General features: G+C 67.4%; 19 protein-coding genes. 8 read left to right on the top strand and 11 right to left on the bottom strand.

Annotated features, from left to right (window positions below; translation table 11 throughout):
* Positions 1–5: 5 nt before the first annotated feature.
* A complete protein-coding gene (locus tag LTA6_RS02435) occupies positions 6–1,346 on the bottom strand; it encodes an MFS transporter (protein WP_341975878.1) in 1,341 nt (446 codons plus the stop codon).
* Between the two features lie 254 nt (positions 1,347–1,600).
* Positions 1,601–2,194 carry a PadR family transcriptional regulator gene (locus tag LTA6_RS02430; RefSeq protein WP_341975877.1) on the bottom strand — a complete coding sequence of 198 codons (594 nt, stop codon included), beginning with the start codon at positions 2,192–2,194 and terminating at the stop codon, positions 1,601–1,603.
* A 153-nt stretch (positions 2,195–2,347) separates the two neighbouring features.
* Between LTA6_RS02430 and LTA6_RS02425 the strand changes: the two genes are divergently transcribed.
* The 4 genes from LTA6_RS02425 to LTA6_RS02410 are packed head-to-tail and all read left to right on the top strand — an operon-like array spanning position 2,348 to position 5,716.
* Positions 2,348–4,162, top strand: a complete 1,815-nt coding sequence (locus LTA6_RS02425) for a sulfatase (protein ID WP_341975876.1) — start codon at positions 2,348–2,350, stop codon at positions 4,160–4,162.
* Entirely contained in the window at positions 4,159–5,013 is an 855-nt protein-coding gene (locus tag LTA6_RS02420; protein ID WP_341975875.1) for a formylglycine-generating enzyme family protein, read from the top strand. The genes LTA6_RS02425 and LTA6_RS02420 overlap by 4 nt, the downstream gene beginning before the upstream one ends.
* Positions 5,010–5,372 (top strand): DUF202 domain-containing protein, encoded by a 363-nt coding sequence (locus LTA6_RS02415; protein ID WP_341975873.1) that lies wholly within the window; start codon positions 5,010–5,012, stop codon positions 5,370–5,372. The genes LTA6_RS02420 and LTA6_RS02415 overlap by 4 nt, the downstream gene beginning before the upstream one ends.
* Complete coding sequence (locus tag LTA6_RS02410; RefSeq protein WP_341975872.1) at positions 5,369–5,716, top strand: DUF202 domain-containing protein; 348 nt, start codon at positions 5,369–5,371, stop codon at positions 5,714–5,716. The genes LTA6_RS02415 and LTA6_RS02410 overlap by 4 nt, the downstream gene beginning before the upstream one ends.
* Before the next feature lie 61 nt (positions 5,717–5,777).
* On the opposite strand, the gene LTA6_RS02405 is transcribed toward LTA6_RS02410, so the two are convergent.
* The 7 genes from LTA6_RS02405 to LTA6_RS02375 form a co-directional block, all read right to left on the bottom strand.
* Complete coding sequence (locus tag LTA6_RS02405) at positions 5,778–6,812, bottom strand: LacI family DNA-binding transcriptional regulator (protein ID WP_341975871.1); 1,035 nt, start codon at positions 6,810–6,812, stop codon at positions 5,778–5,780.
* The gene (locus tag LTA6_RS02400) at positions 6,791–8,812 is read right to left on the bottom strand and encodes an aldo/keto reductase (protein ID WP_341975870.1); all 2,022 of its coding nucleotides are present in this window, start codon (positions 8,810–8,812) and stop codon (positions 6,791–6,793) included. The genes LTA6_RS02405 and LTA6_RS02400 overlap by 22 nt, the downstream gene beginning before the upstream one ends.
* A gap of 132 nt (positions 8,813–8,944) precedes the next feature.
* Entirely contained in the window at positions 8,945–10,024 is a 1,080-nt protein-coding gene (locus tag LTA6_RS02395; RefSeq protein ID WP_341975869.1) for an ABC transporter ATP-binding protein, read from the bottom strand.
* Complete coding sequence (locus LTA6_RS02390) at positions 10,021–10,815, bottom strand: ABC transporter permease subunit (protein WP_341975868.1); 795 nt, start codon at positions 10,813–10,815, stop codon at positions 10,021–10,023. The genes LTA6_RS02395 and LTA6_RS02390 overlap by 4 nt, the downstream gene beginning before the upstream one ends.
* Positions 10,812–11,750, bottom strand: coding sequence for an ABC transporter permease (locus tag LTA6_RS02385; protein WP_407358564.1), 939 nt, complete (start codon positions 11,748–11,750; stop codon positions 10,812–10,814). Before LTA6_RS02385 ends, LTA6_RS02390 begins: the two co-directional genes overlap by 4 nt.
* Positions 11,747–12,886: an ABC transporter substrate-binding protein gene (locus LTA6_RS02380; protein WP_363551157.1), complete on the bottom strand. Its 1,140-nt coding sequence runs from the start codon at positions 12,884–12,886 to the stop codon at positions 11,747–11,749. The genes LTA6_RS02385 and LTA6_RS02380 overlap by 4 nt, the downstream gene beginning before the upstream one ends.
* Before the next feature lie 150 nt (positions 12,887–13,036).
* Positions 13,037–13,552, bottom strand: coding sequence for a GNAT family N-acetyltransferase (locus LTA6_RS02375; RefSeq protein WP_407358563.1), 516 nt, complete (start codon positions 13,550–13,552; stop codon positions 13,037–13,039).
* A gap of 25 nt (positions 13,553–13,577) precedes the next feature.
* Here LTA6_RS02375 and LTA6_RS02370 point away from each other — a divergent pair, with 25 nt between their 5' ends.
* Positions 13,578–14,408: a sulfite exporter TauE/SafE family protein gene (locus LTA6_RS02370; protein WP_407358562.1), complete on the top strand. Its 831-nt coding sequence runs from the start codon at positions 13,578–13,580 to the stop codon at positions 14,406–14,408.
* Positions 14,409–14,561: 153 nt separating this feature from the next.
* Here the strand turns inward: LTA6_RS02370 and aspS are convergent, their stop codons facing one another.
* Positions 14,562–16,343: an aspartate--tRNA ligase gene (aspS, locus tag LTA6_RS02365; protein WP_407358561.1), complete on the bottom strand. Its 1,782-nt coding sequence runs from the start codon at positions 16,341–16,343 to the stop codon at positions 14,562–14,564.
* A gap of 128 nt (positions 16,344–16,471) precedes the next feature.
* Between aspS and LTA6_RS02360 the strand changes: the two genes are divergently transcribed.
* Both LTA6_RS02360 and LTA6_RS02355 read left to right on the top strand, forming a co-directional pair.
* Complete coding sequence (locus LTA6_RS02360) at positions 16,472–16,846, top strand: DUF5684 domain-containing protein (protein ID WP_341975862.1); 375 nt, start codon at positions 16,472–16,474, stop codon at positions 16,844–16,846.
* Positions 16,846–17,475: a histidine phosphatase family protein gene (locus LTA6_RS02355; RefSeq protein ID WP_407358560.1), complete on the top strand. Its 630-nt coding sequence runs from the start codon at positions 16,846–16,848 to the stop codon at positions 17,473–17,475. Before LTA6_RS02360 ends, LTA6_RS02355 begins: the two co-directional genes overlap by 1 nt.
* A gap of 46 nt (positions 17,476–17,521) precedes the next feature.
* On the opposite strand, the gene LTA6_RS02350 is transcribed toward LTA6_RS02355, so the two are convergent.
* Entirely contained in the window at positions 17,522–18,430 is a 909-nt protein-coding gene (locus tag LTA6_RS02350; RefSeq protein WP_407358559.1) for an NAD(P)/FAD-dependent oxidoreductase, read from the bottom strand.
* A gap of 59 nt (positions 18,431–18,489) precedes the next feature.
* On the opposite strand from LTA6_RS02350, the gene LTA6_RS02345 reads away from it, so the two are divergent.
* Complete coding sequence (locus tag LTA6_RS02345; protein ID WP_407358558.1) at positions 18,490–18,894, top strand: MerR family transcriptional regulator; 405 nt, start codon at positions 18,490–18,492, stop codon at positions 18,892–18,894.
* Positions 18,895–18,907: the final 13 nt, after the last annotated feature.

The raw sequence follows: 18,907 nt of genomic DNA, 5'->3' as shown, positions 1-18,907 counted from the left end.
GGGGGTCAGTTCGGGCGGTCGGCTTCGTGCGCGATCCGCGTGGCGATGAGGTCGTCGATCCGCTTTCGATCCCGCGGGTAGAAGCGGTAGAGCAGTCCGAGGACAGCGGCGTTGACGAGCATCAGGATCACGAGGACCCAGAGGAACACGGCCTGGAGGCCGAACGCGTCAGCGAGAACTCCTGCCGCGATCGTGAACGCCGCCCAGCCGATGACCTCGAAGATCGAGAGATAGATGACGAAGCCCTGAGCGCGCAGCTCGGGAGCCATCACCGACATGAGAATCGGCCGGTTGATACCGGGGTTGAGGCCCTGGGTGGCCCCCATGATCCCCCACACGATGGCGTAGAACGCGATCGAGTCGACGTCGAACTGCGTCCCGATGAAGGCCACCGCTGCGAAGAGCACTTGCGCGATCTGCAGATAGGCGACGCGACTGAACCGTCCCCGACGGCGGTCGATCGCTGAGACGAGGAACCCGCCGCCGATCGTTCCCAAGAAGTAGCCGATCCCGAACGGAAGCGCGACGATCGCGGCGACGGCGTTGTCGAATCCGCGCTCGGTCACGAGGAACTGCACGCCGAACACGATGATGAGGAGGTGGCCGGAGAGGAGCCTCGACAGCATCATGATGCTGAAGGTCGGGATCTTCAGGAGGGCGATCGCGTCTTTCAGGCGGGGGCGCGTGTACTCGATTCTGGAGACCTGCGCGCCGTAGTCGGCGGAGCCGATCTCCGGTTCACGGAACAGCAGCAGCACGAGGAACCCGGTGAGGATCAAGAGGGCGCCGATGCCCCAGAAGCCCCAGCGCCAGCCGGCATCCCACAGCGAGAGGAGGCCGATGAGCGGCCCGATCACGGCGCCGAGGATCGCGGAGACGCCATAGAGCATGCCGACAGCTCGGCCTCGCGACTTGTCATCGAAAGAGTCGGCGATCACGGCGTTGGCGATGGGGCTCAGACCGATCACGGCTCCGGCCTGAACGGTCTGGAGGAGAACGAGCGCGAGGAAGTTCTCTGCGAAGCCGGAAGCGATCGCAAATGCACCGCTGAGCATCGTGCTGACGATGATCGCCTGTCTGCGCGTCGTGCGATTCGCGTACCAGACCCAGAACGGCCCGAATGGCACGCCCATGAGTCGGCCGAGCGTCGACAGCAGGCCGAGCTCGGTGTTGCCGAGCCCGAGGGTCCTGGCGATCGCCGGGAACAGCGTGGTCGTCAGGCTTCCTTCGCCGCTCTCCACGACGGTGACGCCGGTGAGAACAGCGAGGTTCCGCCAGCGAGATCTCGTACCGACAGGCGCGGGCGGAGGTGACAGATTCACCTGTGCCGTGGTGGACGTGTTCATCTGGTGCCCTTCATCATTGAACGGTCTGTCTGTGTGCGCTGCAGTCGGCGGCTTCGCGCCGACCCCATGGGCACTGCAGTGTGCATCGTCTCTCGGGCGGTGAGTTCAATCGCCGACAGAATGATTACACAAGTGGAATGCTTGAGATACTCCACTAGTGGAATACAAATGTCAACAACGGGGTGGGAAGTCCCGGACGCGTGTCGCGGCGGGAGTCCCGGCGTTTCAGCGCAGCGCGTCGTTATGGTGCCGTGCTACGGGGCTGCGTCGGTGGACGCGCTCGACGCCACGAGGGATCCGTCGAGCAGGTCGCTCCGGAGGCGTTCCAGCCCCGCGATGTGGAGGTCGACCGCCTGGGCGCCGTGTTCGTGAAGGCGCTCGCTGACGGCGGCGGAGAGGACGCGGTCGAATTCGACGGTCGGATCTACTTCGATCGTGCGATCGCGGAATCGATACTTGGCCACCTGGTCGCGACGCGCGGCCAGCTCGATGTCGATGAGTGAGACGAGCTGCTCCGGCGTCAGGTATCCGGCGAACGCGAGCCGTACGGTCAGCTCCGAATCCTGGAACCGGATCGGCGGCACGTACGGCCCCTCGAGCCACTCGTACAGGACGGTCGTTCCCTCGGGGGTGACGTGATAGATCTTCGCGTCCTGCGCGCCGGGTCGCTCGTCGACGGAGTAGGCCACCCATCCGTTCGCGGTCATCGATGAGAGGGATCGATAGACCTGACTCATGGTCGTGTTCGCGCGAAGGAAGCGTCCATGGACGTCGAGGAACCGCTTGATCTCGTACCCGGTTCTGGGCATCTCGCCGAGGAGGCCGAGGAGGATGTGTTCGAGCTTCATTGACCTTGTCCTGCGTCGGTGTGGCGCGCGCCTCTCCAAGGGTGACACAAGTGATATGGCCCGTCAATGCACGGGTCTGCGCGAGGCGCGGTTGACGACTCATGACACATGTGCAATCCTTCGTAGGATTCCACTAGTGTCATAGGCGCTCGAGTGGTACGAAACGAAGGGACCGCGAAGATGCGTGCGATCATGGTGATGTTCGACAGTCTCAACCGGCACATGCTGCCGCCGTACGGCTCGGACGAGATCGAGGCTCCGAACTTTCGGCGGCTCGCCGAACGGACTGTCACATTCGACAACTTCTACGCGGGCTCCATGCCGTGCATGCCGGCCAGGCGCGAGCTGCATACCGGTCGGCACAACTTCCTGCACCGCAGTTGGGGGCCGCTGGAGCCCTTCGACGATTCCATGCCCGAGATGCTCGGACGGCAGGGCGTCCACACGCACCTGGCCAGCGATCACCCGCACTACTGGGAGGACGGCGGCGCGACCTACCATCCGAGGTACACGACGTGGGAGTTCTTCCGCGGGCAGGAGGGCGACCCCTGGAAGGGGGAGGTCGCGCCGGTCGGTACGCCAGGGCAGGGGTTCAGGAGCCGGATGCACCGGCAGGACGAAGTCAACCGCGGCTACCTCCGGCACGAGGCCGATCACCCGCAGACGCAGACGTTCGACGCGGGAATCGAGTTCATGAAGACGAACATGGATGCCGACCGTTGGTTCGTGCAGATCGAGTGCTTCGACCCGCATGAACCGTTCTTCACCTACGACGACTACAAACTGATGTATCCGCACGAGTACGAGGGACCCGCCTTCGACTGGCCCCCGTACGCGAAAGTCACTGAACCCGCCGATCAGGTCGAGCATGCGCGGGCCGAGTACAAGGCGCTCGTCAGCATGTGCGATCGGTCTCTCGGACGCGTGCTCGACCTGATGGACGAACACGAAATGTGGGATGACACCCTGCTCATCGTCAACACCGACCACGGCTTCCTTCTCGGAGAGCACGGCTGGTGGGCGAAGACCGTTCAGCCGTGGTTCAACGAACTCGTGCACCTTCCCGCGTTCGTCTGGGATCCGCGTACCGGCGGTGCGGGGGAGCGCCGTTCCGAGCTTGTGCAGACGATCGACATCGCTCCGACACTGCTCGACTTCTTCGGCGTGCCTTCGACACCGGACATGCTCGGCGGCCCTCTCTCGACGGTCGAGCGAGAGGGGGCGCTCTTCGGGGCGCACGGCGGCCATGTGAACGTCACCGACGGGCGATATGTGTACATGCGTGCCTGCGCGACCCCCGAGAACGCCCCCTTGGAGGAGTACACCCTGATGCCGACCCACATGCGCGGACGCTTCGCGCCCGGAGAGTTCGAGGGGGCGGAACTCGCCGAGCCCTTCCCCTTCATGAAGGGCATCCGTCCGCTGCGTCTGGTCGGCCGGACACCGATCAACCCCTATATGCACGGGACGCTGCTCTTCGATCTCGAGAATGACCCGGGGCAACAGCATCCTCTCGATGATCCGGAGCTGGAATTGCGCATGCTTCGACTGCTCGCGCGGCTTCTTCACGAGAACGCGGCCCCGGTGAGCCAGTTCATCCGCCTCGGCATCCCCGTCGACGGGGAGCCCGCAGTGGAGCACTTGCTCGTGCATGCGCAGAGCGGCATCGCGACAGCGGCGGCGGCGCCGATGCCGCCGATCGAGGACTTCGCCGTCGGGGAGATCGGCGTGGCGACTCCGATCACGGAGCTTCTCGGGCATCCGCGTGCTCGCGACGTGCTGGCGAGATACGCGCCGATGCTCACCCAGAGCGAGATTCTCGGGATGCTCGGCGACGCCACTCTCTACGACTTCGCCGCCGTCACTGCCTTCCCCGTCGTGCAGCTGCATCGAATCGCCGACGCGCTCGCATCGATCTCGCAGCCCGCGCAGGAGGGCCGGGCGGCACTTGCCGGAACCGCCACATGAGCGGACGACGAGTGCGTGCCGTTCCCGCGGGAGTCTTCATTCTCGGAGACCATTTCGACGACGGCAACGACTTCGACGGAGAGACTCCCGTTCGCGCGGTCTCCCTCCTCGAATTCGACATCGACGAGACGCCCGTCACGAACGCGCAGTTCGCCGAGTTCGTCGATGCCAGCGGGCACGTCACCGAGGCGGAGCGATTCGGAACATCGGCCGTGTTCCACTCCGTGGTCGCCGCCGCAGATCGAGACGTCCTCGGCCGGTCGCCCTCGGCACCGTGGTGGATCGAAGTGCGCGGGGCCGACTGGCGGCACCCCGCGGGCCCCGGAAGCGATCTCGAGGGGCTCAGTGGCCATCCGGTGGTGCACATCTCATGGCACGATGCGACGGCCTATTCGGCGTGGGCAGGGCGCACCCTACCCAGCGAGGATCAGTGGGAGGCCGCGGCCCGCGGCGGACTGATCGGCGCCAGATACCCGTGGGGAGATGAGCTTCTTGCCGGCTCCGTGTGGCCGTGCAACATCTGGCAGGGCGCATTCCCGGACGTGAACACGGCCGAGGACGGATGGGTGGCGACTTCGCCTGTGCGCACCTATCAGCCGAACGGATACGGCCTCTACGACATGGCCGGGAACGTCTGGGAGTGGACACGCGATCAGTACGCCCCGCGTCTCCGACGCGCACCTCGCGCCCTTCCGCTGCTCGATGACCGCCGCGCGACCCGGGGCGGTTCGTATCTGTGCCATGACTCGTACTGCAATCGGTACCGGGTCTCCGCGCGCACCGGCAACACGCCGGATTCGTCAGCGGCCAACTGCGGATTCCGCACCGTTTCGAAGGCGCCCGACTCATGAGAGCGAGCCGATTCCCCGCCGCCGTCTACCGGCACGGGAGCGAGCCGGACCCTCGCTTCTCGTTGGCCAATGAACGCACGTTCCTGGCGTGGATCCGCACCGCGCTCGGTATGCTCGCGGCCGGAGTGGCTCTCGAAGTCCTCGGACTCGACATCGCGGAGTCGATGCGCATCGCAGCATCGCTGATCCTGATCCACAGCGGCACCGTGCTGCCACTGATCGCGTGGTGGGAGTGGGGGAGAGCCGAGCGTGCACTGCGAAACAGCGACCCGCTTCCTGGATCCGTGATGAGCCTCTTCGTCGGGCTCGTCGTAGCCGTTGTGGGACTCGTCCTTCTCGGTGGGATCTACACGAGGTGACGAAGCGACCTGCGCTCTTCGACCCCGGGCTCCAGCTCGAGCGCACTGCATTGGCCTGGCGCCGTACCGCGGTCGCGCTCGTCATCGGATCGCTGTTCGTGCTCCGTGTGGTTCCGGTGGTCTCCCCGACGAGCTGGATGCAGGGCCTGGTTCTCCTCCCCGCGCTCCTCGGCTTCGCCCTCGCGATCTGGACGTGGATCCGAGGAGGCGCCCGATACCGTGGCGTGGCGAAGGCGCTGGTCAGGGGCGCGCCGATCCCCGGGGCCGGTGGAGAGTTCCTGACCCTCGCTGCCGTCTCGGCGCTCATCGGCGGCGCGGCATCGGGGATGCTCCTGATCCGGTAGCGGCGCTCTCGCTCAGCCGGATGCCGGGACCGGGGCGGAGCGCCGATGCGATCGGTGTGGCCTACGCCGATTCGCGCAGCACGAGACGGTGCTTCGAGACGCGTTTCAGGTCGGCACCGGGAACGCCCTCGCGGAGCGCGACGGCGAGCTCGAGAGTGTGGCGGGCGACCTCGTCGAAATCCACCGCGAGGGTCGTGAGCGTCGGGGCGACGAGGGCGCCGATCGTGAGACCGTCGACTCCCGCGACGCGGATGTCGCGGGGCACGTCGAGGCCGGCGTGGCGGCACGCCGAGAGCACACCGAGCGCCATCAGATCGTTGAACGCGAAGATGGCGTCTGGAGGTGTGGCACGACGGATGACCTGCGCCGTTACGGCCGACGCATGCTCCGGTGTCGAGGCGGAGGCGTGCACGAGCTCGGGTGCGAGACCTCGCCGCTCGAGGGCCGCCATCATCGCGATCCCGCGACCACTCGTCGCATGAGGCTCGGATGCATCGAGCACGACCGGCCGGCGGGTACCGACGGCCACGAGGTGAGCCGCCAGATCCTCGATCGCTGCGGTCGGATCCAGATTCACCCCGGCATGGCTGGAGTCCGCATCCGCGTCGAGCAGGATGAGAGGCGTCGCGCCGAACCGGCTCTCCCACCCCAGCGCCCACTCGCCGAGATAGCCGACGATGACATCGACCTGCGCATGAAGTGAATGCAGAAGCCGATCGGCGGAGCCGGCGAGCCCGATGTCGACGAGGGAGACGCTCCATCCGTCGGCAGCGGCACGGCGGACGACCGCCGCGGCCAGCTCGGGGGAGTACGGATTGCGCAGATCGCTGACGACGAGTCCGAGCTGGCTGTCGCCGCCCGTGACGAGCCCTCGACCGAATCGAGAGGGGCGGTAGGCGAGCATGCTCGCGGCCTCGAGGACCCGACGCCTGGTCTCGACGCTGATGCCCGGCATATCGTTGACCGCGCGAGTGACGGTCTGGCGTGACACCCCGGCAGCCGCAGCGACGTCGAGGATGGTCGCACGCCGACGCGTGGCAGGCGGCCCCGATGCCCCGGGGTCGCCTGCGCCGGTCAGCTGCGAAGATCCAGCCACGCCACCTCTTCGGGTGTGAGATCGACAGTGAGTCCCCGCATCGACGAGCGGGTCTCCTCGATCGTACGCGGTCCGAAGAGGGGGAATGTCGGGAAGGGCTGCGCGAGCACGTAGGCGAGTGCGATCGCTGTCGTCGGCACGCCGCGCTCGGCCCCCAGGGTCTCGGCGCGACGCAGGCGCTCGAAGTTCTCGTCGCTGTAGTAGCAGCGCACGAGCTCGGCGTCGCTGCGGTCGTCCGGACGGGCGCGACCGGTGAAGAATCCACGTGCCTGTGATGACCACGGGAGAAGCGGGATCTGCCGCTCCTCCAGCCAGCGCTTCGACGCGGCATCGGTCACCTGCACACAACCCTCCCAGGGTACGTCGTATGCCTCGGCAAGCCCGAAATGATCGCTCACGACGCCGAATCCTTGCCGCCCGTTGGCCAGAGCGTAGGCGTTGGCCTCGTCGATGCGCTCAGGCGACCAGTTCGATCCGCCGAACACGCGGATACGGCCGGCGCGGGCGTGCTCGTCGAGAACGTCGACGAACTCGCCGACGGGGACTTCGGGGTTGTCGCGGTGGAGCATGTAGATGTCGGCGTAGTCGGTTCCCTGTCGCTCGAGACTCTCGAGAAGCTGGCGCGATACCGACTCCGGGTCGCAGTGCGGGGTGTGCCCGCCCTTCGTGATGACCACGACGTCTTCGCGGACACCGCGGTTCGCGATCCAGCGGCCCAGCCGCTTCTCGAGGTCACCGTCACCGTAGATGTACGCGGTATCGAAGACGTTGCCGCCCTGCTCGGCGTAGACGTCGAAGATCGCTGACGCGTGAGCCAGGTCGGGCTGGTTGTCGACGCCCATCACGAGGCGCGAGACGCGCTTGCCGACACCCGGGATGTCGCCGTACGGCATGTCGCCGTCGGCCCCGATGCCGCGGAACGAACCGCGCACCGGCGCGATGTCCGCATCCTCGGCCTCGAAGGGGTAGCGCAGGCCGATGGCGGCGCGCCAGCGATCGAGGGTGCGCGCCGTCGCAAGGGTCTCTGCCGACGTCATCTCCGGCGCGTCGGGCCGCCCTTCGCGCAGCGCAGCGATGGTCGCGTCGGCCTCGAGTGCATACGCGTCGGTGGCCTCGATCACGATGGTGCGCACGCCATCGCCGGTGGCGAGCTCGATCTCGGCATCGCCGCTCGGAACCCAGGGTTCCGCCACGCGGATGCTGCCCTTCTCGCCGAGGATGGTCACGGTGTTCGCCGCCGGGGTCATGACGCCGGTCGTCAGAGTCGCCGTGATGCCGCTGCGGTACGTCGCTCTGGCGACGGTCCATTCGTCGACGCCGGTGGGGCCGAGGGTGCCGCCGGCCGTCAGGTCGACGGGCTCGGATGCGTGCACGCCATCCGCGGCGTCGACGACGGCCGATGCCATCGTGACGGTGTACCCGCCGACATCGAGGATGCCGCCGCCCGCCAAGGCCGGGTCGAACAGTCGCCCCTGGCGCTCACCGACGCGGAAGGCGAAGGACGCATCGATGTGGAGAACGCGGCCGATGGCTCCCGCGCGCACGAGGTCGAGCACAGCACGGGTCTGCGGGTGGAAGCGGTACATGTAGGCCTCGACGAGCGGTACTCCGGCCTGCCGGGCGGCATCGACGAGCGCCATTGCCGTCCCGTGGTTCACGGCGAGGGGCTTCTCGCAGAGCACGGCCTTGCCGGCCTCGATCGCCGCGATCGCGAGAGCGGCGTGAGCCGTGTGCACGCTGGACACATAGACCGCGTCGACGCGAGGATCGGCGAGGGCGTGCGCGTAGTCGCCTGCCGTCACGTCGGCGGCGCCCTGCTGCTTCGCTTCGTCGGCGAACGACTGGGCCCGCGAGGCATCCGAGCTGCCGACCGCGACGAGCTCACCCGCGCTCGATGCGAGGCCGGTGAGGAATGTGCGCGCGATGTTCCCCGGGCCGAGCACGGCCCATCCACCGGTGCGGGTGTGTGTCTCTTCGACTGCGAGCTGAGGGGTCACCATCGTCCTTTCGAGCCAGATTCGTGAACGTTCACGAGCCTGTCACGATAGTCCTATCCGAAGGTGTGGTCAAGCGAACCGTGAACGATCACGGCGAACGTCTCACTGAAGGGCGCGAAGCCCTCGACCGCACCCTCAACCGCGCGGATGCACCGCCACCGGCTCTGGATTCACCGCGATGCGCACCCGATCGCCGAAGGCAGGGTGAAAGCGCGGCGAGTGCTGCAGCCGCACGAGCTCGCCGGATTCCGTACGCACGAGCGTGCGCCGGATACTGCCGAGGAAGGTGCTCTCCTCGACGAGCGCGTCGGTGGCTGCATCCGCCTCAGAAGCGAAGTACACGTTCTCCGGTCGCAGGTAGACGTCGACCGGGCCGTCGGCGGGGGAGCGCAGCGGAAGGCTCTGTCCCCACACCATGACGTGGTCGCCCTCGGCGACACCCGACACGACGCTGGACAGACCGACGAACGCGGCGACTCCGGCCGTCGTCGGCTCGGTATACAGCTGCTCGGGGGAGCCGATCTGCTCGATGCGACCGGCGTTCATCACGGCGATCCGGTCGGAGACCGCGAGGGCCTCCTCCTGATCGTGCGTCACGAACACCGTGGTGATCCCCAGGCGGAGCTGGATGCGGCGGATCTCATCGCGCAGCTGCACCCGCACCTTCGCATCCAGCGCGGAGAGCGGCTCGTCGAGCAGCAGCACCTTGGGCTCGGTGACCAGCGCCCTGGCGAGCGCCACGCGCTGCTGCTGGCCGCCGGAGAGCTGATGGGGGAACCGGTCGGCGAAGGCATCCAACCCGACGAGAGCGAGGGCGTCGAGGGCGCGCTTGGCGGCTTCCGCCCGACCCGCACCGCGACGACGCAGACCGAAGGCGGTGTTGTCGACGACCCGAAGGTGCGGGAACAGCGAGTAGGACTGAAACACCATGCCGATGTCGCGCTTGTTCGTCGGCACGCGCGAGACGTCGCCGCCGCCGAGCAGCACCGCACCCTCGTCGGCGCCCTCGAGACCGGCCAGCACCCGCAACAGCGTCGTCTTGCCGCAGCCGGACGGACCGAGAAGCGAGACGAACTCGCCCGGGGCGATGTCGAGATCGACGCCGTGCAGGACGCGGTTTCCGGCGTAGCTCTTGACGATGCCCTGCAGCTGCACGCGTGTACCTTCGCCGGCCTCGGCGAGCAGCATGTTGTCGGCGGTACGGGGGAGGGTCATGAGCGGGCCTTTCCGGTGCCGCGGGCGGCGCGGCCGATGGTGAGGAGCAGGAGGAAGCAGAACAGCAGTGCCAGCAGCGTGAAGATCGCCGGTGCGTAGGCATCCTGCTTCTGCACGACGATCAACGCCGTCTGGAACACCTGCCGATTCAGCAGCGATGCGATGGTGTACTCGCCCAGCACGACAGCGATCGAGATGAGCGATGCTGCGAGCAGCCCCTGCCGCAGATTCGGTGCGAGCACTCGGAGCACCACCGTCGGCCAGCTCGCACCGAGCGAGCGGGCAGCCTCGGCGAGCGTCTTCATGTCCGCCGCGTCGATGGATGCCTGGATCGAGCGGTAGGCGAACGGCAGGACCGTGATCCCATACGCGAAGGCGAGCGTCCAGGTGCCGGTGCCGAGTGTCCGCCCGATCTGCAGATAGATCGGCGCGAGGCCGACGACGAGCACGATCGCCGGGATCGAGATCGGCAGCAGTACGGCGAACTCGAAGACCGGCCTCAGCTTCGGGAAGCGCAGATTCATCAGGATCATCGTGGGTGCGAGCAGGAACAGCACGATCAGAACCGTGACCAGAGCCAGCACCAGCGAGTTGCCGAGACCGATCCAGATGGGCTTGATCGCCGCCGAGGTCGCGGGATCGAACAGCGTCACCCATCGTTCGAGCGACATGCCACCGGCCGAATCACGGAGTGTGTAGAGGAACGTCGAGATCAACGGGATCGCGAAGAACGCGCCGACGACGATCCCGATGATCCAGCGGGTCGTGAGGGAGGGACCGAGGCGGTTCATGACTGCCACCGCGCTGCCCGACGCTGGATGAGCGAGTACAGGGCCATGACGACTCCGACGACGATGATCATGCCGAGAGCGAGAGCGCCGGCGAGGTTCTCCCGGCCGAGCATGGTCTCGCTGGTCAGCGCGGTGCGGATCTGCAGCGGCACGATCTGGGAGCCCTGGCTGGACAGAGCAGCCGCGGTCGCGAACGAAGAGAACGAGTTGGCGAACAGCAGCAGCAGTGATGCGAGGAAGGACGGGGCGAGCACGGGGAATCCGATGCGCAGCCAGAAGCTCGCGCGAGTGCCGCCGAGGGTGAGGTTCGCCTCGGTCCACTGCGGCTTCAGCGCGGCGAGTGCGGGCATGAACGTGATCACCATCAGCGGGATCTGGAAGTAGATGTACGGCAGGTAGAGGCCGGGGAGCTCGTAGATCCACGCGCCGCCGGCAAAGATGTCGACGCCGAATGCGCCGCGCAGAAACTCGGTGACGACGCCCTTGAGGCCGATCGTCGCGATGAAAGCGAACGCGAGCATCACTCCGCCGAACTGGGCGAGCACACCGGCGGCGGCATCCACCGTCGAGCGGATCGCGCCCTCGGGGTTCATGCCGAGCAGCGCGTAACAGACCAGGGCGCCGACGACCGCGCCGACGACGGCGGTGATCAACGACAACCACCCGGTGTTCGCGAAGGTGTTCAGCACGACCGGGTCGCCGAGGGCGGCGACGTTCGTCCAGGTGAACGAACCGTCTTTCGTGAAGAAGCCGGAGCCGATGGCGATCAAGGTCGGAACAGCGAGGAAACCGATCACGTAGGCGGCGAACGGGATCAGTCCCAGCCACGCCCACGACGGCGCGGACCGCCGGCCCCTCGCAGCGCGCGAGGGGCCGGCGGTCGCGGTGGGAGCGGACGCCGAGGCATCCGCTCCCGTTGCAGCGAGGGTCGTCACTGGACCGCCGCTGCCCACTTCTCACCGAGCAGGGTGCCGGCGATCGTGCTCTGCTCCTCGGTGGGAACGACCGTCTCGGCCGGAACCTCGGGAAGAGCGGCGGCGAGGTCGGCGTCGATCGTTCCTGCCTCGGTCATGGCCTCCATGCGCGCCGGTCGAGCGCCGCCCTTGAGCCAGAGGTTCTGCACCTCGTCGCTGTAGAGGAACTCCTGCCACAGGCGCGCTGCGGCCGGGTTCGGTGCGTCCTTGTTGATCGCCTGGTTGTAGTAGCCCGCGTAGCCGGTGCCCTTGAGGACGACGACCTTCCAGTCCTTGTTGTCCGCGACGTGCGAGGCGTTCAGGTAGTCCCAGTCGAACACCACGGGGGTTTCGCCGCTGGCGATGGTCGAGGTGGTGACGTCGACCTTGAGCATGTTGCCGGCCTTCTGCAGCTCAGCGAAGAAGTCGATGCCGGGCTGGAAGTCGTCGAGGGTGCCATCCGACTGCACCGTGGCGAGGCCGACCGCGGCGAACGCGGCGCCGGCCTGGGTCGGGTCGCCGTTGATCGCGACGGAACCCTTGTACGCGGGATCGAGGAGGTCGGTGAGTTCGGCCGGCGCCTTGTACTTCGACGAGTCGTAGCCGATCGACATGTATCCGCCGTAGTCGCCGACGAAGAGGCCGGTCGACTCCTTCAGCGCGTCGGGGATCTCGTCCCACGTCTGCACCTTGTACGGTGCGAACACGTCGGTGTTCTGCAGCGCGACGGCGAGTCCGAGGTCGAACACATCGGGGGCCGTGTCGAGGCCCTCGTTGGTCTTCGCGGCCTGGATCTCTTCGGCGCTGGACACATCGGGGGAAGCCTCGTTGATCGTGATCTCCGGGTACTTCTCGGCGAACAGGTCGAGAACCTCGCCGTAGTTCGCCCAGTCGCGGGGGAGGGCGATGACGTTCAGCTGGCCCTCGGCCTTGGCAGCGGCTTCGAGGTCGGCGAATGTGCCGAAGTCGGCGACCGATGTTGCGGCTGCCGCGTCAGTGGCGGTATCGCCGTCGGCCGGGGCCGCCGATGCGCCGGCGCACGACGTCAGAGCAAGCGCCGCGGTGGCGGCGAGGGCGATGCCGGCGACGACGCGCGCGCGGTGGGGGAAACGTGCCATGGGTGTTCCTCTCGGTGTCCGGCTGCGGGTGAAGCCGGGTTGCGAGAGGAGGCTATGGGGCGGGGGTTACTCGGACAGGCGGGCCGGGTGAATGGGAGATGTCCGGGTGGTGGCGGAACGGGTGCGGGGCGTGCGCGCTTCGAGTCGGGATCAGCCGCGCGGCACGTTGTACTTGAAGCCCCGATGCGATCCCACGTAGCCCAGCCGCTCGTAGAAGCGGTGCGCATCGGTGCGCGCGGCATCCGACGTGAGCTGCACGATCGACGCATCGACCGCCGGCGCTGCGGTGTCGGACACCCATCGCATCACCGCCGATCCGATGCCGGAGGAGCGCAGGTCGCTGTGCACCCGTACCGCTTCGACCAGCAGCCGACGTGCCCCTCGACGGGACATGCCGGGGATCGATGTGAGCTGCAGCGTGCCGACGACCGATCCGTCGAGTTCGACGACGAGAAGGTCGTTCGAGGGATCAGCGAGGATCCCGACCAGGGCTGCGACATAGGCCGGGCGGTCCGCCTCGGAGGCCAGGTCGCCACGGGCGGCACTGATCGCGTCGTCGGACAACAACTGGATCACCGCATCCGCATCCTCCGCCGTGGCGCGACGCAGAGCGGCGCGTCCGACACGGGAATCGAAGGGATGCGGGAGGGGGAGCGCGTCGAGCATGATGCCAGTCTGGCATTCTGGCGGGATGGACATCGGCGCAGTACTCGGGCTCGAGCAGCTCACCTGGGGCATGCTGATCCTCGTCATCGTGGCGGCGTTCGCGGCCGGATGGATCGACGCCGTGGTGGGTGGTGGCGGTCTGCTGCAGCTGCCGGCGCTGCTGCTGATCCCCGGCATCTCGCCGCTCCAGGCGCTCGCGACGAACAAGCTCGCTTCGGCCTTCGGTACGGCGACGAGCAGTGTCACCTATTACCGGCGGGCGAAGCCCGATATCCGCACAGCCCTGCCGATGGCGGCGATCGCGCTCGCCGGGTCCTTCGGCGGTGCCGCCGTCGCGACGGTGCTGCCTTCTGCGGCGTTCAAGCCGATCATCGTGATCGCCCTGCTGGCGGTAGCGCTCTTCACGGCGTTCAAGCCGCAACTGGGTGCAGCGACGCAGCTGCGCTTCCGAGGACACAAGCACCACGTCATGGCCGGGGCCGCGGGACTCGCGATCGGCTTCTACGACGGCATGATCGGGCCGGGCACCGGCACCTTCCTCGTGATCACGCTGGTCGGGTTGCTGGGCTACGACTTCCTGCAGGCGAGCGCCAAGGCCAAGATCGTGAACTTCGCCACCAACGCGGGGGCGCTGATGCTGTTCGTCCCGCACGGAGCGGTGCTCTGGCTGCTCGGGGGCATCCTCGCGGTGGCCAACGTGGCCGGCAGCTACCTGGGATCCCGCATGGCGATCTCGCGCGGTGCCACCTTCATCCGTGTCGTCTTCCTCGTCGTGGTCGTCGCGCTCATCGGCAAGCTCGGCGTGGATGTCTGGAACGAGAACATCGCGCCGGCGCTCGCACTGATCGGTCGTTGAGCGAGCGGAGCGAGACGAAACGCGGTGATCCGAAGTCGAGGTCGGATCACCGCGTTTCGTCTCGTCGCTGCGCTCCTCGCTCAACGACCGGGAGGTGGGCCGCGAAAAGACCCCGTGCCGCTGACAGCAGCACGGGGTCTCTTCGGCTCAGACTCAGGCCTCGTCGTCCTCCGGCTCGAAGTCGACGCCGGCCTCGGCGCGCTGCTCCGGCGTGATCGGCGCCGGCGCCGCGGTGAGCGGGTCGAAACCGTTGCCGGACTTCGGGAAGGCGATGACGTCGCGGATCGAGTCGGTCTTCGTGAGGTGCTGCATGACGCGGTCCATGCCGAGTGCGATGCCGCCGTGCGGCGGGGCGCCGAACTTGAACGCGTCGAGCAGGAAGCCGAACTGCTCGTCGGCCTGCTCCTCGCTGATGCCCATCACCTGGAAGACACGCTTCTGGACGTCTTCGCGGTGGATGCGGATCGAGCCGCCTCCGAGCTCGGAACCGTTGCACACGATGTCGTACGCGTAGGCGAGAGCCGAGCCGGGGTCGGTGTCGAAGGTGTCGGCGAACTCCGGCTTCGGGCCCGTGAAGGCGTGATGCACGGCGGTCCAGGCACCTGCGCCGACGGCGACATCGCCCGATGCCACGGCGTCCGCTGCGGACTCGAACATCGGAGCGTCGACGACCCACGTGAACGCGAAGACGTCGGGGTCGAGCAGGTCGAGGCGACGGCCGATCTCGACGCGCGCTGCACCGAGCAGCGCGCGACTGTCCTTCGCGGAACCGGCCGCGAAGAACGCGCAATCTCCGGGGGCCGCGCCCACCAGCACAGCCAGGCCCGCCTGCTCGGCCTCGGACAGGTTCTTCGCGACGGGGCCACCGAGGGAGCCGTCCTCGTTGAAGAGCACGTACGCCAGGCCACGGGCGCCGCGCTGCTTGGCCCAGTCCTGCCAAGCGTCGAGGGTCTTGCGAGGCTGGCTCGCGCCGCCAGGCATGACGACAGCGCCGACGTACTCAGCCTGGAACACCCGGAACGGGGTCTCCGTGAAGTAGTCGGTGGCCTCGACGAGCTCGAGACCGAAGCGCAGGTCGGGCTTGTCGGAGCCGTACTTCGCCATCGCGTCGGCGTATGTCATCCGGGGCAGCGGAACGGACACCTCGACGCCGATGGTCGCCCACATCGCCTGGATCAGCGACTCCATCAGCGTGATGACGTCTTCCTGGTCGACGAAGCTCATCTCGATGTCGAGCTGCGTGAACTCGGGCTGACGGTCGGCGCGGAAGTCCTCGTCGCGGTAGCAGCGTGCGATCTGGAAGTACTTCTCCACGCCGCCGACCATGAGGAGCTGCTTGAACAGCTGCGGCGACTGCGGCAGCGCGTACCAGCTGCCCGGGTGCAGACGAGCGGGCACGACGAAGTCGCGAGCGCCTTCCGGCGTCGAGCGGGTCAGCGTCGGGGTCTCGACCTCGGTGAAGTCGCGTTCGTGCAGCACGTCGCGGATCGCCTTGTAGACGTTCGAGCGCAGACGCAGAGCGGATGCCGCCGCCGGGCGACGCAGGTCGAGGTAGCGGTACTTGAGTCGCGCCTCTTCGCCGACCGTCTCGGTCTCGGCCACCGCGGTCGAGACCTGGAAGGGGAGCGGAGCGGACTCGTTCAGCACCTCGACGGTCGACGCGATGAGCTCGACCTCGCCGGTGGGGAGGTTCGGGTTCGCGTTGCCGTCCGGGCGGCGAGAGACCTCGCCGGTGACCTTCAGCACGAACTCGTTGCGCAGCGGATGGGCGATCTCCTCGTCGCGGATGACGACCTGGGCGATGCCCGAGGCATCCCGCAGATCGATGAAAGCGACTCCTCCGTGATCACGCCGACGATCGACCCAACCCGTAAGGGTGACGGTCTGACCGATGTGCTCGGCTCGCAGTGAGCCGGACGTGTGAGTGCGAAGCACGGAAGTTTCCTCCTGATCTGGGAAATGACGAACCCGCCCATTCTACGGGGGGTCATGGTGCGTCTTCGGCGTGATTCCCCGTGCGGACGCGGGGAATCAGTATGATCGGCTCGAACGAAAGGCTCCCCATGGACTCCAACGGCATTTCTGACCTCTACGCATCGATCTTCTCCGGTACCAACGGCGTGATCGCGCTCATCTTCTACATCCTCGTCGTCATCGGCCTGTGGAAGGTGTTCACGAAGGCCGGCCACGCCGGCATCCTCGCGATCATCCCGATCGTGAACGTCATCCTCCTGGTGCGCATCGCCGGCATGTCCGGCTGGTTCGCGCTGCTCTACCTGATCCCGATCGTCAACATCGTCTTCGGGATCATCGTCGCGATCAAGCTCGGCCAGCGCTTCGGCAAGGGCGGGGTGTTCTCGTTCTTCCTGCTGTTCCTCTTCCCGTACATCGGCTACCTCATCCTCGGCTTCGGCTCGGCTGAATACCGCAAGGCCTGATGACGGCATCCCGGTTGCATCTCGTCCGTCACGGTGAGGTGCACAATCCGCACCGCGTGCTCTACGGCCGACTTCCGGACTATCACCTGAGTGAATCCGGCCGGCGGATGGCGAAGGCGGCGGCAGACCATGTCGCCGCCTTCGCCCGGCCGGTCACCGAGCTCTACAGCTCACCCCTGGAGCGGGCGCAGGAGTCGGCCGAACCATTCGCCGAGCGATTCGACCTCGTGCCCGAGATCGACATCCGTGTGATCGAGCCCACGAACGTGTTCGAGGGGACGCAGATGCGTCGTTCCCTGATGAACCCGCTGAACTGGTGGCATCTGCGTCAGCCCTCGTTGCCGAGTTGGGGCGAGCCCTACACCGCGGTCGCGGAGCGGATGCTCGGCATCATGGACGAGGCATGGGATGCCGCAGCAGACGGCGACGTCGTGATGGTCTCGCACCAGGCGCCGATCTGGATCACGCACCTCCGTGTCGCCGGTCTCCCGCTGCGCCACGATCCGCGCACCCGTCGCTGCGCGCTGTCGAGCGTGACGTCGTTCGAGCGCGTCGGCGACGTGTGGCGTGAGGTCGCGTACGCGGAGCCCGCGGCAACAGACGACGCCGTCGACGTCGGCGCCGTCTGACGGCCCTCAACCCGGTCGTTGAGCGAGGGAGCGCAGCGACCGAGGGTCAGTGCTCGGACGCCATCAGCGACTGGATCACGCCGACGGCCGCAAGCTGACCGGCGGCCGACGCCATCACCACGGATGCCATCAGTCCGGGGAGGGATGCGCGGTGCGCGAGGTCGCCGGCTGCCGAGATCCCGGGCGTCGAGGTGCGGCCGAAGTCGTCGATCTCGATCGCGCCGGAGGGCAGCATCCGCAATCCGAGCTGCTCGGCGAAGGGAGCCCGCTGGCGGACGGATGCCGCGGCGACGAACACCCCGGCGACCAAGGCTTCCTCGGCGCCGGCTCTGATCCGCACGCCGGCTCCGACTGATTCCACCGCGTCGACGGGCGCGGCTCCGACGCGGACGCCGAGGGCCTCGAGCATCCGCCGCTCGTCATCCGAATGAGCTTCGCCGACCGGGAAGACGGTGATCTCGCCGACGATCCGACCCAGCAGCCCGATGAGATGCTCGGCGCGCGGCGCCGGTCCCAGGATCGCGATGGACTTCCCCGCATGCTCGTGCCCGTCGCAGAACGGGCAGTTGAACGCTGTCCGTCCCCACTGTGCGCTCAGCCCCGGTATGTCGGGGAGGTCATCGGCGACGCCGGTGGCGAGAACGATCCGTCGCGCGTCGACGCTCGAGCCGTCCGCGAGCGTCACGGTGAATCCCTCGTCCTCGGTTCCACCGATGCGGTCGACGCCGATGTCACGGATCTCGACATCGGCGTAGGACGCGAGCTGCGTTCTGGCCGTCGCCCGGAACTCCGCCGGGGCGGTGCCGTCGTTGGCGATCACGTTGTGCATGTGCAGGACGGTGCCGTTGCGGTACTCACCGGAGTCGAGCAGAAGGGTGGAGCGGTGCATCCGCCCGAGGGTCAGCGCCGCCTGCAGTCCTGCGGGGCCCGCGCCGATCACGATCGCGTCGTACATGGGTGGTCCTTCCTGTCGAAGCTCTTGCGTTCACGGCCAGTCTGTGACTTCATGTCAACATGAAGTCAAATGCTGAGCATCCGTGGTCCGTCGGCGACGTCGCGACCCGATTCGGCCTGCCGACCAATGTGCTCCGACACTGGGAAGCGGTGGGCCTGCTCCGGCCGGAACGCGACGCAGCAGGACGTCGGCGCTTCGGAGAAGACGACGTCGTCCGTATCGCGGTGATCCAGCGCAGCAAGGCAGCCGGGATGAGCCTGGAGCAGATCGGCGTGCTGCTCGATGACGGCAGCGCCGGCCGGCATCAGGTGCTGCAGGAGCATCTCGACGACCTCGACCGGAGGATGGAGGAGATGCGGCGCTCGCGGGAGATGACCGAGCACGCGATGCGGTGCCGGTCGCACGACATCGCGACGTGCCCGCGGTTCCGTGCCGGCGTCGCCGACGTGCTCGCTCGGTTCTGACGCCGTGGGCCGA

Source organism: Microbacterium sp. LTA6 (assembly GCF_045690355.1).
Classification (GTDB): Bacteria; Actinomycetota; Actinomycetes; order Actinomycetales; family Microbacteriaceae; genus Microbacterium.
The sequence above is the reverse complement of the archived record's forward strand: the minus strand, read 5'-3'. Positions and strand labels throughout refer to the sequence as shown.